Annotated in this window: 11 protein-coding genes and 6 tRNA genes; 4 read left to right on the top strand and 13 right to left on the bottom strand. The window is 67.7% G+C overall.

The window, feature by feature from the left end:
- The first annotated feature begins 1 nt into the window (after nucleotide 1).
- From R1Z03_RS07990 to R1Z03_RS07980, 3 genes are all read left to right on the top strand, one after another.
- Entirely contained in the window at nucleotides 2–736 is a 735-nt protein-coding gene (locus tag R1Z03_RS07990) for an ABC transporter ATP-binding protein (protein WP_372588270.1), read from the top strand.
- 220 nt (nucleotides 737–956) lie between these two features.
- Nucleotides 957–1,361, top strand: coding sequence for a hypothetical protein (locus tag R1Z03_RS07985; RefSeq protein ID WP_284426305.1), 405 nt, complete (start codon nucleotides 957–959; stop codon nucleotides 1,359–1,361).
- A gap of 163 nt (nucleotides 1,362–1,524) precedes the next feature.
- On the top strand, nucleotides 1,525–2,616 hold the full coding sequence (locus tag R1Z03_RS07980; protein ID WP_317358487.1) for a DUF72 domain-containing protein: 1,092 nt from the start codon (nucleotides 1,525–1,527) through the stop codon (nucleotides 2,614–2,616).
- Nucleotides 2,617–2,723: 107 nt separating this feature from the next.
- Here R1Z03_RS07980 and R1Z03_RS07975 read toward each other — a convergent pair whose 3' ends face one another.
- From R1Z03_RS07975 to R1Z03_RS07965, 3 genes are all read right to left on the bottom strand, one after another.
- Nucleotides 2,724–4,076 carry an MFS transporter gene (locus R1Z03_RS07975; RefSeq protein WP_317360288.1) on the bottom strand — a complete coding sequence of 451 codons (1,353 nt, stop codon included), beginning with the start codon at nucleotides 4,074–4,076 and terminating at the stop codon, nucleotides 2,724–2,726.
- A gap of 83 nt (nucleotides 4,077–4,159) precedes the next feature.
- On the bottom strand, nucleotides 4,160–5,371 hold the full coding sequence (locus tag R1Z03_RS07970) for a multidrug effflux MFS transporter (protein WP_317358484.1): 1,212 nt from the start codon (nucleotides 5,369–5,371) through the stop codon (nucleotides 4,160–4,162).
- A gap of 88 nt (nucleotides 5,372–5,459) precedes the next feature.
- A complete protein-coding gene (locus R1Z03_RS07965; RefSeq protein WP_272568573.1) occupies nucleotides 5,460–5,735 on the bottom strand; it encodes a metal/formaldehyde-sensitive transcriptional repressor in 276 nt (91 codons plus the stop codon).
- 61 nt (nucleotides 5,736–5,796) lie between these two features.
- On the opposite strand from R1Z03_RS07965, the gene dmeF reads away from it, so the two are divergent.
- Nucleotides 5,797–6,783: a CDF family Co(II)/Ni(II) efflux transporter DmeF gene (gene dmeF, locus R1Z03_RS07960; protein ID WP_317358480.1), complete on the top strand. Its 987-nt coding sequence runs from the start codon at nucleotides 5,797–5,799 to the stop codon at nucleotides 6,781–6,783.
- A gap of 46 nt (nucleotides 6,784–6,829) precedes the next feature.
- On the opposite strand, the gene R1Z03_RS07955 is transcribed toward dmeF, so the two are convergent.
- From R1Z03_RS07955 to purF, 10 genes are all read right to left on the bottom strand, one after another.
- Nucleotides 6,830–8,011, bottom strand: coding sequence for a DUF1624 domain-containing protein (locus R1Z03_RS07955; RefSeq protein ID WP_284430724.1), 1,182 nt, complete (start codon nucleotides 8,009–8,011; stop codon nucleotides 6,830–6,832).
- Between the two features lie 453 nt (nucleotides 8,012–8,464).
- Nucleotides 8,465–8,541, bottom strand: a tRNA-Asp gene (locus R1Z03_RS07950).
- 50 nt (nucleotides 8,542–8,591) lie between these two features.
- A tRNA-Glu gene (locus tag R1Z03_RS07945) sits at nucleotides 8,592–8,667 on the bottom strand.
- 34 nt (nucleotides 8,668–8,701) lie between these two features.
- A tRNA-Ala gene (locus R1Z03_RS07940) sits at nucleotides 8,702–8,777 on the bottom strand.
- Between the two features lie 62 nt (nucleotides 8,778–8,839).
- A tRNA-Asp gene (locus tag R1Z03_RS07935) sits at nucleotides 8,840–8,916 on the bottom strand.
- Between the two features lie 50 nt (nucleotides 8,917–8,966).
- A tRNA-Glu gene (locus R1Z03_RS07930) sits at nucleotides 8,967–9,042 on the bottom strand.
- Between the two features lie 34 nt (nucleotides 9,043–9,076).
- Nucleotides 9,077–9,152 (bottom strand) — tRNA-Ala (locus R1Z03_RS07925).
- A 65-nt stretch (nucleotides 9,153–9,217) separates the two neighbouring features.
- Nucleotides 9,218–10,633 (bottom strand): glutamate--tRNA ligase, encoded by a 1,416-nt coding sequence (gene gltX / locus R1Z03_RS07920; RefSeq protein WP_317358476.1) that lies wholly within the window; start codon nucleotides 10,631–10,633, stop codon nucleotides 9,218–9,220.
- Nucleotides 10,630–11,862, bottom strand: a complete 1,233-nt coding sequence (locus R1Z03_RS07915; protein WP_372588245.1) for an O-succinylhomoserine sulfhydrylase — start codon at nucleotides 11,860–11,862, stop codon at nucleotides 10,630–10,632. The genes gltX and R1Z03_RS07915 overlap by 4 nt, the downstream gene beginning before the upstream one ends.
- A gap of 26 nt (nucleotides 11,863–11,888) precedes the next feature.
- Nucleotides 11,889–13,397, bottom strand: coding sequence for an amidophosphoribosyltransferase (gene purF / locus R1Z03_RS07910; protein ID WP_284431508.1), 1,509 nt, complete (start codon nucleotides 13,395–13,397; stop codon nucleotides 11,889–11,891).

The following is a 13,397-nucleotide window of genomic DNA, read 5'->3' as shown; positions in this document are numbered from 1 at the left end:
GATGCACCATGGGTCCGCGCCCGTGGCCGAGCCCCTGCTGAGCTGCCAGGGCCTGGAGGCCGGCTACGGCGTGAGCCAGGTGCTGTTCGGCATCCACCTGGACATCGCCGCGGGCGAAGTGGTGTCCCTGCTGGGCCGCAACGGCATGGGCAAGAGCACCACCATCAAGACCCTGGTGGGCGCACTGCGCCCCACGGCCGGCGCCATCCGCTTCGCGGGCCAGGCCATCGGGGCGATGAAGAGCGACGCCATTGCCCGCCTGGGCCTGGCCATCGTGCCCGAGGGCCGCCACGTGTTCCCCAACCTCAGCGTGCGCGAACACCTGCTGGCCTTCGCCAGCCACCGCAGCGGCCTGGGCGAGCCCTGGGACCTGCAGCGCATCTACGGCGTGTTCCCACGCCTGCAGGAACGCGAGCACCACCTGGGCCACCAGCTGTCGGGCGGCGAGCAGCAGATGCTGGCCATCGGCCGCGCGCTGTCCACCAACCCGCGCCTGCTGATCCTGGACGAAGCCACCGAAGGCCTGGCCCCGGTGATCCGCGAGGAAATCTGGCGGTGCCTGGCCACGCTCAAGGCCGCGGGGCAGACCATCCTGGTGGTGGATAAGTACGTGCACCGCCTCATGGGCCTGGCCGATCGGCACGTGATCCTGGAGCGCGGGCGCGTGGTGTGGCAAGGGGATTCCGAGGCGCTCAATGCGGATCGGGGGCTGTGGGCGCGGTACCTGAGCGTGTAGGCTGGGCCAGCTGGCAGGCCTATACCGGCCGCAGGGCGCATACCGCTTCGTGGCATTGGGGCGCACCTTCGGCACGGAGCCGGTGCAGGACGGCGAGACCGACGACCTTGATGGAACGCGCCCCGGGCTGGTGTATAGCGCGCAGTGAGCGCGGGGGGCATCCCTAAAATGCACAGACCACCGCCACGCCGCCACCACCAACGCCTGCGCTTCTAAGACCATGACGCCCTTCCCCTATCCGGTCCGCACCGAATGCCCGCCCGGCGCATGCGTGTGCGACCGCGATGCGCTGCTGCAGGCGCCGAGCGGCGACTTGCGCGTGCTGCGCCTCACGCGAGAAGAGGAAAAGCGGCTCATAGACCGGCTGGAGAACCTGGGCAGCCTGGGCGAACTGCGCCGCATGCAGGACCGGCTGGAAGCGCAACTGGGCATCCGCCTGAGCATCACTACCAGCCCCAACGAGGTCCGCAGCCTGCGCGGCATCGCCATCCTGGTGCTGGAGCAGCGGGGGCTGTGCCGCAAGACCCGGCAGGCCATTCCTGCAGCGATCAAGAAGAGCATGGACCGGCACCCCGACATCGCCTATGAGTTGCTCAACGAAGGGGGGCTGTTTTCGGGCGAGTGACGGGCGGTGCCCCGGCTGCCGCCGCTTCGGCGCCGAAACGAAAGGAAACCGTCCAGGCCCTGGAAGAACGCGCCACAGCCCCCCACATCGACACGGTGCAGGGCGCGCATTCCTGCCTTGTATCCTGCCTTCCGCGCGCCCGCTCATCGACTCCCTGCCCTCCATGCAAGACGATCTTTTCGGCGACCTGCCCGCTCCCCCCGAGCCCCCCGCTGCGGCGCCCGCCAAACGCCCTGCCCCATCGGCCGAGCCCACCGAGGCCAAGGCCCCTGCCGTGCGCCGCAGCGGCACGGTGCAACCGGCGGCCTGGGACGACGACCTGCGCGCACTGGCCGCGCGGCTGCCGCCCCGCTTGCGCATGGGCACGTCGTCGTGGACCTACCCCGGCTGGAAGGGCTTGCTGTGGGAAGGCGAGCATTCGGAGCAGACACTTTCCAAAAACGGCCTGTCGGTGTATGCCCAGCACCCGCTGATGCGCACGGTGAGCATCGACCGCAGCTTCTACCGGCCGCTCACGGTGAGCCAGTACGAGCGCTACGCCTCGCAGGTGCCGCATGACTTCCGCTTCGTGGTGAAGGCGCCCAGCCTGGTGACCGATGCGCTGGTGCGCGGCGAGGACGGGCGCGGGCGCCAGGCCAACCCGGCGTTCCTGGATGCCGCACTGGCGACGCAGGAGTTCGTGGCGCCCGCGCTCGAAGGCCTGGGCGCCAAGGTGGGTGCGCTGGTGTTCCAGTTGAGCCCGCTGCCGCTGGCGCAGCTCGACCGGCTGCCGCAGGTGCTGGAGCGCCTGCGCACCATGCTGCTCGCGCAGCCGCCACTGGCGCCCACCGCGCCGGACGGCGTGCTGGCCGTGGAGGTGCGCGATCCCGAGTGGCTGTCGCCCGAGTTCATGCCGCACTTTGCCGCCGTGCTGCGCGAAGCCGGCGCCACCTACTGCGTGGGGCTGCACGCCAAGATGCCGCCGCTGGCGGAGCAACTGCATCTGCTGCGCCGGCTGTGGCCCGGACCGCTGGTCTGCCGCTGGAACCTGAACCCGGTGCATGGCGCCTATGGGTACGAAGACGCCGAAAAGCTCTACGCCCCCTATGACCGCATCCTGCACCCGGCCCCCGAGGTGCACGACGTGCTGGCGCGCACGATCGCGGGGGTGACCGGGGCGGGCCAGAATGCCTTCGTCACGGTCAGCAACCATGCCGAAGGGTGCGCGCCCCTCACCCTGCGCACGCTGGCGGAGCGGGTGGCGCCCCTGGAATAGCGCGACGGCTCACGCGGCCGACCATGCCCCAAACGAAATGCTATTAATTCAATAGCACAATGCCCTAGTATCGATTGCGCTGGCGGCCTAAAAGGCCAAAACCGGATTCAGGCATGCGCCGTGGCGCCATGCCGCAGCCGCATCACGCTGCACACGCCCGCCAACGCCGCGCAGCCGGCCGCCGCCATCAGCGCCACCGATTCGCCCTGCCCGTCGTGCTGGCCCCAGATCGCGAAGATGCCCGCCAGCAGCACGGCGCCCAGGGTCTGCCCGGTCAGACGCGCGGTGCCCAGCATGCCGCTGGCCGCGCCCGAACGGTGCAACGGCGCCGAGGCGACGATGGTGTGGTTGTTGGGCGACTGGAACAGCCCGAAGCCTGCCCCGCACAAAAGCATGCGCCACGCCACGTCGAACACGCCCGGCTGCGGCGGCAGCACGGCCAGTGCGACCAGCCCGCAGGCGAACACCGCCATGCCGACGCCGCCCAGCAGGCCATCCGCGAAGCGGCCGATGAGCCGTCCCGCGAATGGCGCCACCACCACGATGGCCAGCGGCCAGGCGGTGATGAGCAGGCCCGCCTCGAAGTGCGACCGGCCCTGCGCCTCCAGCAACAGGAACGGCAGCGACAGAAAGGCCAGCATCTGCGCGCAGAAGGCCCCGACCGACGCGCCCATCGACAGCGCGAACACCGGGATGCGCAGCAGGTCCACCGGAAACAGCGGCACGGCCACGCGCCGCTGCCGCCGCAGGTACACCCAGCCCACCGCAACGCCGGCCAGCAGCAGCGCCCAGCCCAGCGGGGCCGCCGCACGCGAGGCCTCGCCCCGCACGCCGAGCTGCTCGCCACCGATGAAGATCAGCGCGAACATGAGGATGTTCAGCGTCACGTCCAGCACCGTCAGCCGCGCGCCGGTGTGCGTGCTGGGCGGATTGAACGGTAGCGCGCGCCGCCCCAGCCACAGCGTGAACAGGCCCAGCGGCAGGTTCAGCGCGAACAGCCAGGGCCACGATGCGAACGACAGGATGGCCGCCGCCACCGAGGGCCCGGCCATCGACGAGGTGGCCACGACCAGCGAGTTGATGGCCATGCCCCGGCCCAGGTGTGCGCGCGGATAGGTCAGGCGCACCAGCGCGGCATTCACGCTCATGATGCCCGCCGCACCCAGCCCCTGCACCGCGCGCGCCACCACCAGCGCGGGGAGTGATGTGGCCAGCATGGCCCCGAGCGACGACACGGCGAACAGCGCCATGCCCAGCAGGTACACGCGCCGGTAGCCGATGCGCTCGCCCAGCGAGGCGAGCGGCAGCAGCATGACCAGCGTGGCGATCTGGTAGGCGTTGACGACCCAGATGGCCTGCGCCGCGCCCGCGTTCAGTTCGCGCGCGATACCAGGCAGCGCGAGGTTGACGATGCTGCCGTCCAGCACCGCCACGGCCAGTCCGAGGATGATGACCAGCATGGCCCGCGCACGGTCGCGCCCCGGCAGCCCGTCGGAGGCGGTGGGCGCGCCCTGCCCCGCGGCGGCGGCGCCCGGACCGGGGCTCAAACCCGCGCCTCCACCGGTCCGGCGGCATGCGGGCCCGCCAGGGTGATCCAGGTCAGCGCCACGCCCACCAGCGCGCCTGCGGCCATGCCGATCACCATGGGCAAGGGCTGTCCATTGGCGAACAGGCCGACGATGCCCATGGCGGCCGCACCCGTCAGCATCTGCAGCGTGCCCAGCAGGGCCGAGGCGGTGCCGGCGATGGCGCCGTGCTGCTCCAGCGCCAGCACCGACGTGGTGGGAATCACCAGCCCCATGAAGGCGCTGGATACGAAATACAGCGCGATCAGCACCGCCAGCTGGTCACCGCCCAGCAGGTAGTAGGCCAGCAGCAGCACCATGACCACGCCCGCCGCGCTGGCCGCCACCTTGACGAGCGGCACCAGGCCGAACCGCTGGCCCAGCAGGCCGGTGAACTGGGACGAGCCGATGAAGGCCGCCGCGTTCAGCGAGAACGCCAGGCTGTACTGCGTGGGCGTGAGCCCGTAGTGGTTGATGAGCACGAACGGCGAGCCCGCCAGGTAGACGAAGAACCCCGACATGGCGCAGCCGCCGATGAAGACCAGGCCCAGGTAATGGCGATCGCGCAGCAGGAGCCCGTAAGCCCGCAGGGCGCTGCCCAGGCTGCTTTCCACCCGGTCGGCAGCGGGACGCGTCTCGCGCAGCGCGCCATGGACCAGCGCCAGCCCTGCGATGGCGGCCACCGCCACCACCCAGAACACGCCGCGCCAGCCGGTGAGCGCGATGACGCCGCTGCCCGCGAGCGGCGCGAGGATGGGCGACACGCTGAACACCAACATCAGCAGCGCCATCAGGCGCGCGGCATCGGTGCCGGTGTGCAGATCGCGCACCACGGCGCGCGGAATGGCCATCCCGGCGGCGGCGCCCAGGCCCTGCAGGAAGCGCAACGCCACGAGCGTCTCGATCTCGGTCGCGAGGGCGCAACCCACGCTCGCCGCGGTGAACAGCAGCAGCCCGAAATACAGCGGCGGCTTGCGCCCCACCATGTCAGATACGGGGCCGTAGAACAGCTGCCCCGCCCCCAGCGCCAGGAAGAACGCCGTCAGGCTCCACTGCACGGCGCCGACCTGCGCGCCCAGGCTGCGCCCGATGTCGGGAAGCGCCGGCAGGTACATGTCGATGGCAAAGGGGCCGATGGCCGAAAGAAGGCCCAGAACGAGGGCGGCGCGGAGGAAGGGCGAAGGAAACATGGGCCCGATTGTCGCCAACGGCGGCATCCGCCGCTCGGGCGCCCGATTGGCCGGCGGCCGGGCGCGGTCTTGCCCCGGAGCACCCGGCCTATTTGAGGTAGGAGCGCAGCGCCGAGGCCACCGCCGCCACGTCCTGCGCGCGCTGCTGTGCGGGGGTAGCAGGGTCGCCCAGGTGCTGAACGATGTGGCCTTCCAGCACCTGCGCCATCAGGCCATTCACCGCGCCGCGAACGGCCGCGATCTGCTGCAGCACCGCCATGCAGTCAGCCTCCTGTTCCAGCGCCCGCTCGAGGGCCGCCGCCTGGCCCTGGATGCGCCGCACGCGGGCCAGGAGCTTCTTTTTTCCGTGGATGGTATGGGCCATGGCCGGATTGTACGAAGGGCTGAAAATATACTGGGGTACAGTATCTTCCACCATGACTTTCATGAACCAAAACCCTTCCGCCAACGCCCCCCTCGCAGCCGACTGGCAGCACCCCCATGTCTTCAGCCACGGCAATCCCCTGGCCGAGCGCAACACCCGCTGGGCGGTGGCACTGACGGTCGCCATGATGGTGGCGGAGATCGTCGGCGGCTGGGCCTTCGGCTCGATGGCATTGCTGGCGGACGGCTGGCACATGGGCTCGCATGCCCTGGCGCTCGGGCTGTCCGCCGTGGCGTATGCAGCGGCCCGGCGCCACGCGAGCGATGGCCGCTTCGCGTTCGGCACCTGGAAGATCGAGGTGCTGGGCGGTTACACCAGCGCCATCCTGCTGCTGCTCGTGGCCGGGCTCATGGTGTACCAGTCGGTGCAGCGGCTCCTCGCCCCGGCGCCCATCCAGTATGAGCAGGCCGTCTTCACGGCCGCGCTGGGACTGGTGGTCAACCTCGCGTGCGCCTGGCTGCTGCGCGGCGGGCACGCGCACCACGCACACCACGAACACCCTGCGCATGAAGGCCACGGTCACAGCCATGGGATGACGCCAGCCGATCTGAACCTGCGGTCGGCCTACCTGCACGTGGTGGCCGACGCTGCCACATCGGTGCTGGCCATCGCCGCGCTGTGCGGGGGGCTGCTGTGGGGCGCCGACTGGCTCGACCCGGCCGTGGGCCTGCTGGGCGCGGCCCTGGTCGCGGGCTGGGCCTGGGGGCTGCTGCGCGATACCGGGCGGGTGTTGCTGGACGCGGAAATGGACGCGCCCGTGGTGCAGGAAATCCGCGATGCGATCGCCGCCAGCCCCATTCCCGCCAGCGTGTGCGACCTTCACGTGTGGCGCGTCGGGACGGGACTGTACGCCTGCATCCTGTCGCTGTCCACGGCCCATCCGTCCGTGTCGCCCGACTTCTTCAAGCGCCTGCTGAGCGTGCACGAGGAACTGGTGCACGTCTCCATCGAGGTGAACCGGGCCGACACCTCCGGCCGGCCCCACTGACCCGGCTGCACACCAACGCGGGCATCCGCGACGGCACCGCCCATGCTCAAAGGTACTTGAGCCAGGCGATGTCGCGCCGCCGCGCCTTGAAGGCCCCAAAGGCTTTCACCGCGGGGTACAGCGCCACGGCCAGGACGGCCGTGCACAGCCAGACGGCCCACATGGCGTCGAACCCGAAATACGTGCCCTGGGTCTTGCCCCACACGGCCACCGCCGCGAGGTAAAGCAGCTTGAGCACGTACAGGTGCAGCAGGTAAAAGAACATGGGCGCGGCACCGAACCCCGCCAACACCCGCAGCCCAGCCCCGGGCCGCGCCCGCTCGAACGCCCGCAGCACCAGCAGGCCGATGCCCAGCGTGAGCGCGATGAACAGCAGCGAAGGCGGGTATTTGGTCACGTTGAAAAACGACATCGCGGTGGCCAGGGCCGTGTCGCCCGCCACCCAGGGCTTGTCGCCGTACACGTTCCACCAGCGCAACACGGCAAACCCGGCCAGCAGGCCCGTGCCCCAGGCCAGCAGGCGGCGCTGCCGCGCGCCCGCATCCGTGGACGCCAGGAACCAGGGTCCAGCCGCATAGCCCAGCGCGATCACGCCGATCCAGGGCAACAGCGGATAGGAAGTGCGCAGGCGCAGCGATTCGCCCACTTCGATCCAGCCGCGGTCGTGCAGCACCGCCCAGGGAATGTGCAGCGCATGGCCGAACGGAAAATGCAGCCCGTCGAGCAGGTTGTGCCCGGCCACGATCGCCACGCCCAGGGCGATCAACACGGTGCGCGGCAGCCACAGCAGCGCAGCCAGGGCCAGCATGCTCAGGCCGATCACCCAGATCACCTGCAAGTACACCACCTGCGGCGGCCACTGGAAGGTCCAGGCAAAGTTCACCAGCGTGAGTTCCAGCGCGACCAGGAAGCACCCCCGCTGGAGCAGGAACACCGAGGCCGCCCCCCGGCCTCCGCCCTGCCGCGAACCATACAGGCAGGCGGACAGCCCCGTGAGGAACACGAACACCGGCGCGCACACGTGGGCCAGCAGCCGGCTCGCGAACAGATCGGGCGAGGTGGCCGCGACGACCATGGGGTCGCTGACCTGGTGGTGCAGGAAAAAGGTTTCGCGCACGTGGTCCAGCAGCATGAACAGGATGACGAGCCCGCGCAGCGCGTCGATGGACTGCAGCCGGGCGGAGGCGGAGCCAGCATGGGGTGGAGGCAGGGAGCGGTCGATGGGCATGGAAGGGGTGGCGCGCGGTGCCTGAATCGCCCTAGGCTGCCGGGAGGCGGGCTGTGGCGGCAGAGGCGATCCGTTGACGGCGAGGGGGCGAAAGGCGCGATTGTGCCCGTTTGGGACAGGCCCGCTGCGATGCGCCTTCCGTTGGATCCAAAAAACAAAGGGTTTTTTTGCACAGCAATGGGGTCCATCCTGCGACGGTGCAATGGGCACCCGGATCGACAGCATGTCAAAGTCCTTTTCCCCTCAGCTTCCCATTAGCCCATGGGCTGACGGACCATGCGCTGGCAGTGCGGCAGTGCGGCAGTGCGGCAGTGCGGCATGCACCATTCTTTTGAAAGAGCCACTGTAGGTCGGTCCGCAACGGATGGACACCATCCCACGCAGCCAAGCCGCCATCGCCACCAAAAACCAAAGAAAAAGCCCTCGCAAGCATTGCTTGCGAGGGCTTCCATATGGCGGAGTGGACGGGACTCGAACCCGCGACCCCCGGCGTGACAGGCCGGTATTCTAACCAACTGAACTACCACTCCTGGCAGGCAGCGTTTGCTTGTGAAAAGACACAAGCCAAGTGCTACAAACTTGGCGACCCTACGGGGATTCGAACCCCGGTACTCACCGTGAAAGGGTGATGTCCTAGGCCTCTAGACGATAGGGTCAAAACCTGGGAACTAACCGTTCTCTAACTCTCAGTGGTGGAGGTAAACGGGATCGAACCGATGACCTCTTGCATGCCATGCAAGCGCTCTCCCAGCTGAGCTATACCCCCACTTTCTTCGGCATTCACCAAAGAAAAACCCTTGCACATCCAAGACCTGCAAGGGCTTTGACTGGCGGAGTGGACGGGACTCGAACCCGCGACCCCCGGCGTGACAGGCCGGTATTCTAACCAACTGAACTACCACTCCTGGCAGGCAGCGTTTGCTTGTGAAAAGACACAAGCCAAGTGCTACAAACTTGGCGACCCTACGGGGATTCGAACCCCGGTACTCACCGTGAAAGGGTGATGTCCTAGGCCTCTAGACGATAGGGTCAAAACCTGGGAACTAACCGTTCTCTAACTCTCAGTGGTGGAGGTAAACGGGATCGAACCGATGACCTCTTGCATGCCATGCAAGCGCTCTCCCAGCTGAGCTATACCCCCACTGAATGACCACATTCACACTGTGACTGTCATCATTTCCTGAGCCTTGAATTATAGACAGGTTTTTAAGGCTTCAGCAATCTCGCTGCGATTTTTTCGCGGCCTACGAGTTCGAGCACCGCATCGACCGATGGCGTGTGGGCCGTTCCCACGGTCAGCACGCGCACCGGCATGGCCAGTTGCGGCATCTTGAGCGAATGGGCGGCGAGCACTTCCTTGAAGGCGGCAGAGATTGCAGCCTTGTCCCACGCACAGGTGGTCAAGGCCTGCGACAGTGCACCGATGGCAGGCCACACGGCTTCGGTCACGTGCTTGGCGTACTCCTCGGGGTTGGGCGCCACATCGCCGTAGAAGACGCAAGCCCAGTCCGCCAATGCCACGGTCGTGTCGCAACGGTCCTTGAAAAGCGCGCAGATGCGCGGCAGGCGGCCATCGGCCAGCTCTGCCGCAGAAATGCCCCGCTGTTCCAGCCGCGGCGCCACCAGTGCGGCCAGGGCGTCGTCCGCCATGGCTTTGAGATGCTGCGCGTTCACCCACCGCAGCTTGGCTTCGTCGAACTGGGCGGCGCTGCGCCCCAGATGGTCGAGATTGAACCACTGCAAGAACTGCTCGCGGCTGAAGATCTCGTCGTCGCCGTGGCTCCAGCCCAGCCGGGCCAGGTAGTTCACCATGGCTTCGGGCAGATAGCCTTCGTCCCGGTACTGGGTCACGGGCTTGGCGCCATTGCGCTTGCTCATCTTCTCGCCCTGCTCGTTGAGCACGGTGGGCAGGTGGGCATACACCGGGGGCTGCTTTCCGAGGGCCTCGAAGATGTTGATCTGGCGCGGTGTGTTGTTGACGTGGTCGTCCCCACGGATCACATGCGTGATCGCCATGTCGATGTCATCGACCACCACGCAGAAGTTGTAAGTCGGCGTGCCATCTGGGCGCGCGATCACCAGATCGTCGAGTTCGTCGTTGCGGATCTCGATGCGCCCCTTGACCTTGTCGTCCCAGATGACCGAGCCGCCCAGAGGATTGCGAAAACGCAGCACCGGCTGCACGCCCTGCGGCACGGCCGGGAGGGTCTTGCCGGGCTCGGGACGCCACGTGCCGTCGTAGCGCGGTTTTTCCTTGGCCTGCATCTGCCGTTCGCGCAGCGCGTCGAGTTCCGGCACGCTCATGTAGCAGGGATAGACATGGCCGGCCTGCTGCAGTTGTGCCAGCACTTCCTTGTAGCGGTCCATGCGCTGCATCTGGTAGAACGGGCCTTCGTCGGGCTGCATGCCGAGCCATTCCATGCCTTCCAGAATCACGTCCACGGCGGCCTGGCTGGACCGCTCCAGGTCGGTGTCCTCGATGCGCAGGATGAAGTCGCCACCCGTTGCGCGGGCAAACGCCCAGGGGTACAGGGCGGAGCGGATGTTCCCCAGATGGATGAAACCCGTAGGCGAGGGAGCGAAACGCGTGCGAACGCGCTGGGTCAGGTTGGCTTCGGTCATTGCAGGGTATCCAGGCCGCGCGCGAGGTCGGCCTTCAAATCTTCGATGTGTTCCAGCCCGACCGCCACGCGGATCAGGCCTTGCCCCAGGCCGGCGGCCTGGCGCTGCTCTTCGGTCAGGCGGCCATGCGAGGTGCTGGCGGGATGGGTGATGGTGGTCTTGGTGTCGCCGAGATTGGCCGTGATGCTGCACACCCGCGTGCTGTCGATCACATGGAATGCCTGTGCACGGGCCGAGGCCGGATCGCCCTCTTTCACCTTGACGTCGAACGACAGCACGGCGCCGCCGAGGCCGGATTGCTGGCGCATGGCCAGCGCATGCTGGGGATGGGACGCCAGCCCCGGGTAGTACACGCGCGCCACGCGCGGATGCGATTCGAGCCAGGTGGCCAGCTGCAGCGCGTTGGCGCTCTGCGCCTTCATGCGGATGGACAAGGTTTCCATGCCCTTCAGAACCACCCATGCATTGAAGGGCGACAGGTTCATGCCCGCGCTGCGGATCATGGGCGCGAGCTTGTCGTCGATGAGCGCGCGGGGTCCACACACGGCCCCCGCCATCACCCGGCCCTGTCCGTCGAGGAACTTGGTGCCCGAGTGCAGGACCAGATCCGCACCCCATTTGGCGGGCTGCTGCAAGGCGGGAGAGGCGAAGCAGTTGTCCACGGCAAGCAGCACGCCGGCTTCATGGGCAATGTCGGCCAGCGCCTGGATATCGCACAGATCGGTCAGCGGATTGGTGGGGGTTTCCGCAAACATGAGCCGCGTTTCCGGGCGCAGCGCGGCCTTCCATGCGGCCGCATCGGTCTGCGGCACGAACGTGGTCTGCACGCCGAAACGCGACAGCTCTCCGCCGATGAGCTTGATGGTCGAGCCGAACATCGACCGGGAGCAGATCACATGGTCGCCGGTCTTGAGCAGTGCCAGGCACATGAGCAGGATGGCCGACATGCCGGTGGCGGTGCCGATCGCGGACTCGGTGCCTTCCAGGGCGGCCAGACGCCGCTCGAAGCTCGTGACCGTGGGATTGCCGGTCCGGGTGTAGGTATAGCCCTCTTCCTCGCCGGCAAACCGGCGCGCCGCCGTCGCCGCGTCGGGCTGCACGAAGCTGCTGCTCAGGTAGAGCGCCTCGGAATGCTCGCCGTACACGCTGCGGGGAATGGCTTCGCGCACCGCCAGCGTGTCGGGGTGCAGACCTTCGGGAAGGGTTCGGGCAGTCAAAGGGGAGTTCATGGCGTGAAGATCCAAGCGAATAGCGGTCAGGCGTCCTGCGCATTGGGCAGGGCCAGGCGGGAAGTGTCTTCCTCCTGCGGCTCCTCCGCGCCCACACGCCCTTCGTTCAGCCGCGCGATGTCCTGCGCGGTGATGTCGCCCGTGACGTACACACCGTCGAAGCACGACGCGTCGAAGCCTTCGATGCGCCCGTTCAGTGCGCCCACTGCCTTCTTCATGCCGTTGACGTCCTGATAGATCAAGGCATCGCAGCCGATGGACTGCCGCACTTCTTCGACCGTGCGGCCATGGGCCACCAGTTCATTGCTCGTGGGCATGTCGATGCCGTACACGTTGGGGTAGCGCACCGGCGGCGCGGCGCTGGCCAAGTAGACCTTGCGGGCGCCCGCATCGCGCGCCATCTGCACGATCTCGCGCGAGGTGGTGCCACGCACGATGGAGTCGTCCACCAGCAGCACGTTGCGGCCCTTGAACTCGCTAGCGATGACGTTCAACTTTTGCCGCACAGACTTCTTGCGAACGCCCTGCCCCGGCATGATGAAGGTGCGCCCCACATAGCGGTTCTTCACGAAGCCCTCCCGGTACGGAATACCCAGCAGATGCGCCAGTTGCGTGGCGCTCGGGCGGCTCGATTCCGGAATGGGAATGATCACGTCGATCTCGTTGGGCGGCACCGTGGAGACCACGCGCTTGGCCAATGCCTCGCCCAGGTTCAGGCGGGCCTGGTACACCGAGATGCCGTCCAGCACCGAATCCGGACGCGCCAGGTAGACGAACTCGAAGATGCAGGGGTTGAGCTGCGGCGCATCGGCGCACTGCTGCGCATGCACCGTGCCGTCGTCCGTGATGAACACGGCCTCGCCCGGCTGGATATCGCGCTCGAACACGTGGTTGGTGCCTTCCAGGGCCACCGACTCGCTGCCGACCATCACGGTGCCTTCCGGGCTGCGGCCCATGCACAGTGGGCGGATGCCGTGGGGATCGCGGAAGGCGACCAGCCCGTGGCCGGCGATCAGCGCGATCACGGCGTAGGAGCCCTTGACGCGGCGGTGCACGGCACGCACGGCCGCGAACACGTCCTCGGTCTGCAACGGCACACCGCGGGTGGCGCGCTCCAGCTCATGCGCGAACACGTTGAGCAGCACTTCGGAGTCGCTCTCGGTGTTGGTATGGCGGTGGTCGGTTGAAAACAGTTCGGCGCGCAGCGATTGCGCATTGGTCAGGTTGCCGTTGTGCACCAGCACCAGGCCGAAGGGGGCGTTCACGTAGAACGGCTGGGCCTCTTCCTCGCTGTAGGCATTGCCCGCCGTGGGGTAGCGCACCTGCCCCAGGCCGACCGTGCCCGGCAACGCACGCATGTTGCGCGTGCGAAACACGTCGCGCACCATGCCCTTGGCCTTGTGCATGAAGAACTTGCGCCCCTGCTGGGTGACGATGCCCGCCGCATCCTGGCCCCGGTGCTGCAGGAGCAGCAGAGCGTCATAGACCAGTTGGTTGACAGGAGCCGTGCTGACCACGCCGACGATTCCACACAT

Origin of the sequence: Acidovorax sp. BLS4 (assembly GCF_032929295.1) — a bacterium.
Classification (GTDB): domain Bacteria; phylum Pseudomonadota; class Gammaproteobacteria; order Burkholderiales; family Burkholderiaceae_C; genus Paracidovorax.
The sequence above is the reverse complement of the archived record's forward strand: the minus strand, read 5'-3'. Positions and strand labels throughout refer to the sequence as shown.

What these genes read in the sequence shown, in the direction of transcription:
- R1Z03_RS07990 (WP_372588270.1), top strand. Translation starts at nt 2, where the DNA reads ATGCACCATGGGTCCGCGCCCGTGGCCGAGCCCCTGCTGAGCTGCCAG.
- R1Z03_RS07985 (WP_284426305.1), top strand. Translation starts at nt 957, where the DNA reads ATGACGCCCTTCCCCTATCCGGTCCGCACCGAATGCCCGCCCGGCGCA.
- R1Z03_RS07980 (WP_317358487.1), top strand. Translation starts at nt 1,525, where the DNA reads ATGCAAGACGATCTTTTCGGCGACCTGCCCGCTCCCCCCGAGCCCCCC.
- R1Z03_RS07975 (WP_317360288.1), bottom strand. Translation starts at nt 4,076, where the DNA reads ATGCTGGTCATCATCCTCGGACTGGCCGTGGCGGTGCTGGACGGCAGC.
- R1Z03_RS07970 (WP_317358484.1), bottom strand. Translation starts at nt 5,371, where the DNA reads ATGTTTCCTTCGCCCTTCCTCCGCGCCGCCCTCGTTCTGGGCCTTCTT.
- R1Z03_RS07965 (WP_272568573.1), bottom strand. Translation starts at nt 5,735, where the DNA reads ATGGCCCATACCATCCACGGAAAAAAGAAGCTCCTGGCCCGCGTGCGG.
- dmeF (WP_317358480.1), top strand. Translation starts at nt 5,797, where the DNA reads ATGAACCAAAACCCTTCCGCCAACGCCCCCCTCGCAGCCGACTGGCAG.
- R1Z03_RS07955 (WP_284430724.1), bottom strand. Translation starts at nt 8,011, where the DNA reads ATGCCCATCGACCGCTCCCTGCCTCCACCCCATGCTGGCTCCGCCTCC.
- gltX (WP_317358476.1), bottom strand. Translation starts at nt 10,633, where the DNA reads ATGACCGAAGCCAACCTGACCCAGCGCGTTCGCACGCGTTTCGCTCCC.
- R1Z03_RS07915 (WP_372588245.1), bottom strand. Translation starts at nt 11,862, where the DNA reads ATGAACTCCCCTTTGACTGCCCGAACCCTTCCCGAAGGTCTGCACCCC.
- purF (WP_284431508.1), bottom strand. Translation starts at nt 13,397, where the DNA reads ATGTGTGGAATCGTCGGCGTGGTCAGCACGGCTCCTGTCAACCAACTG.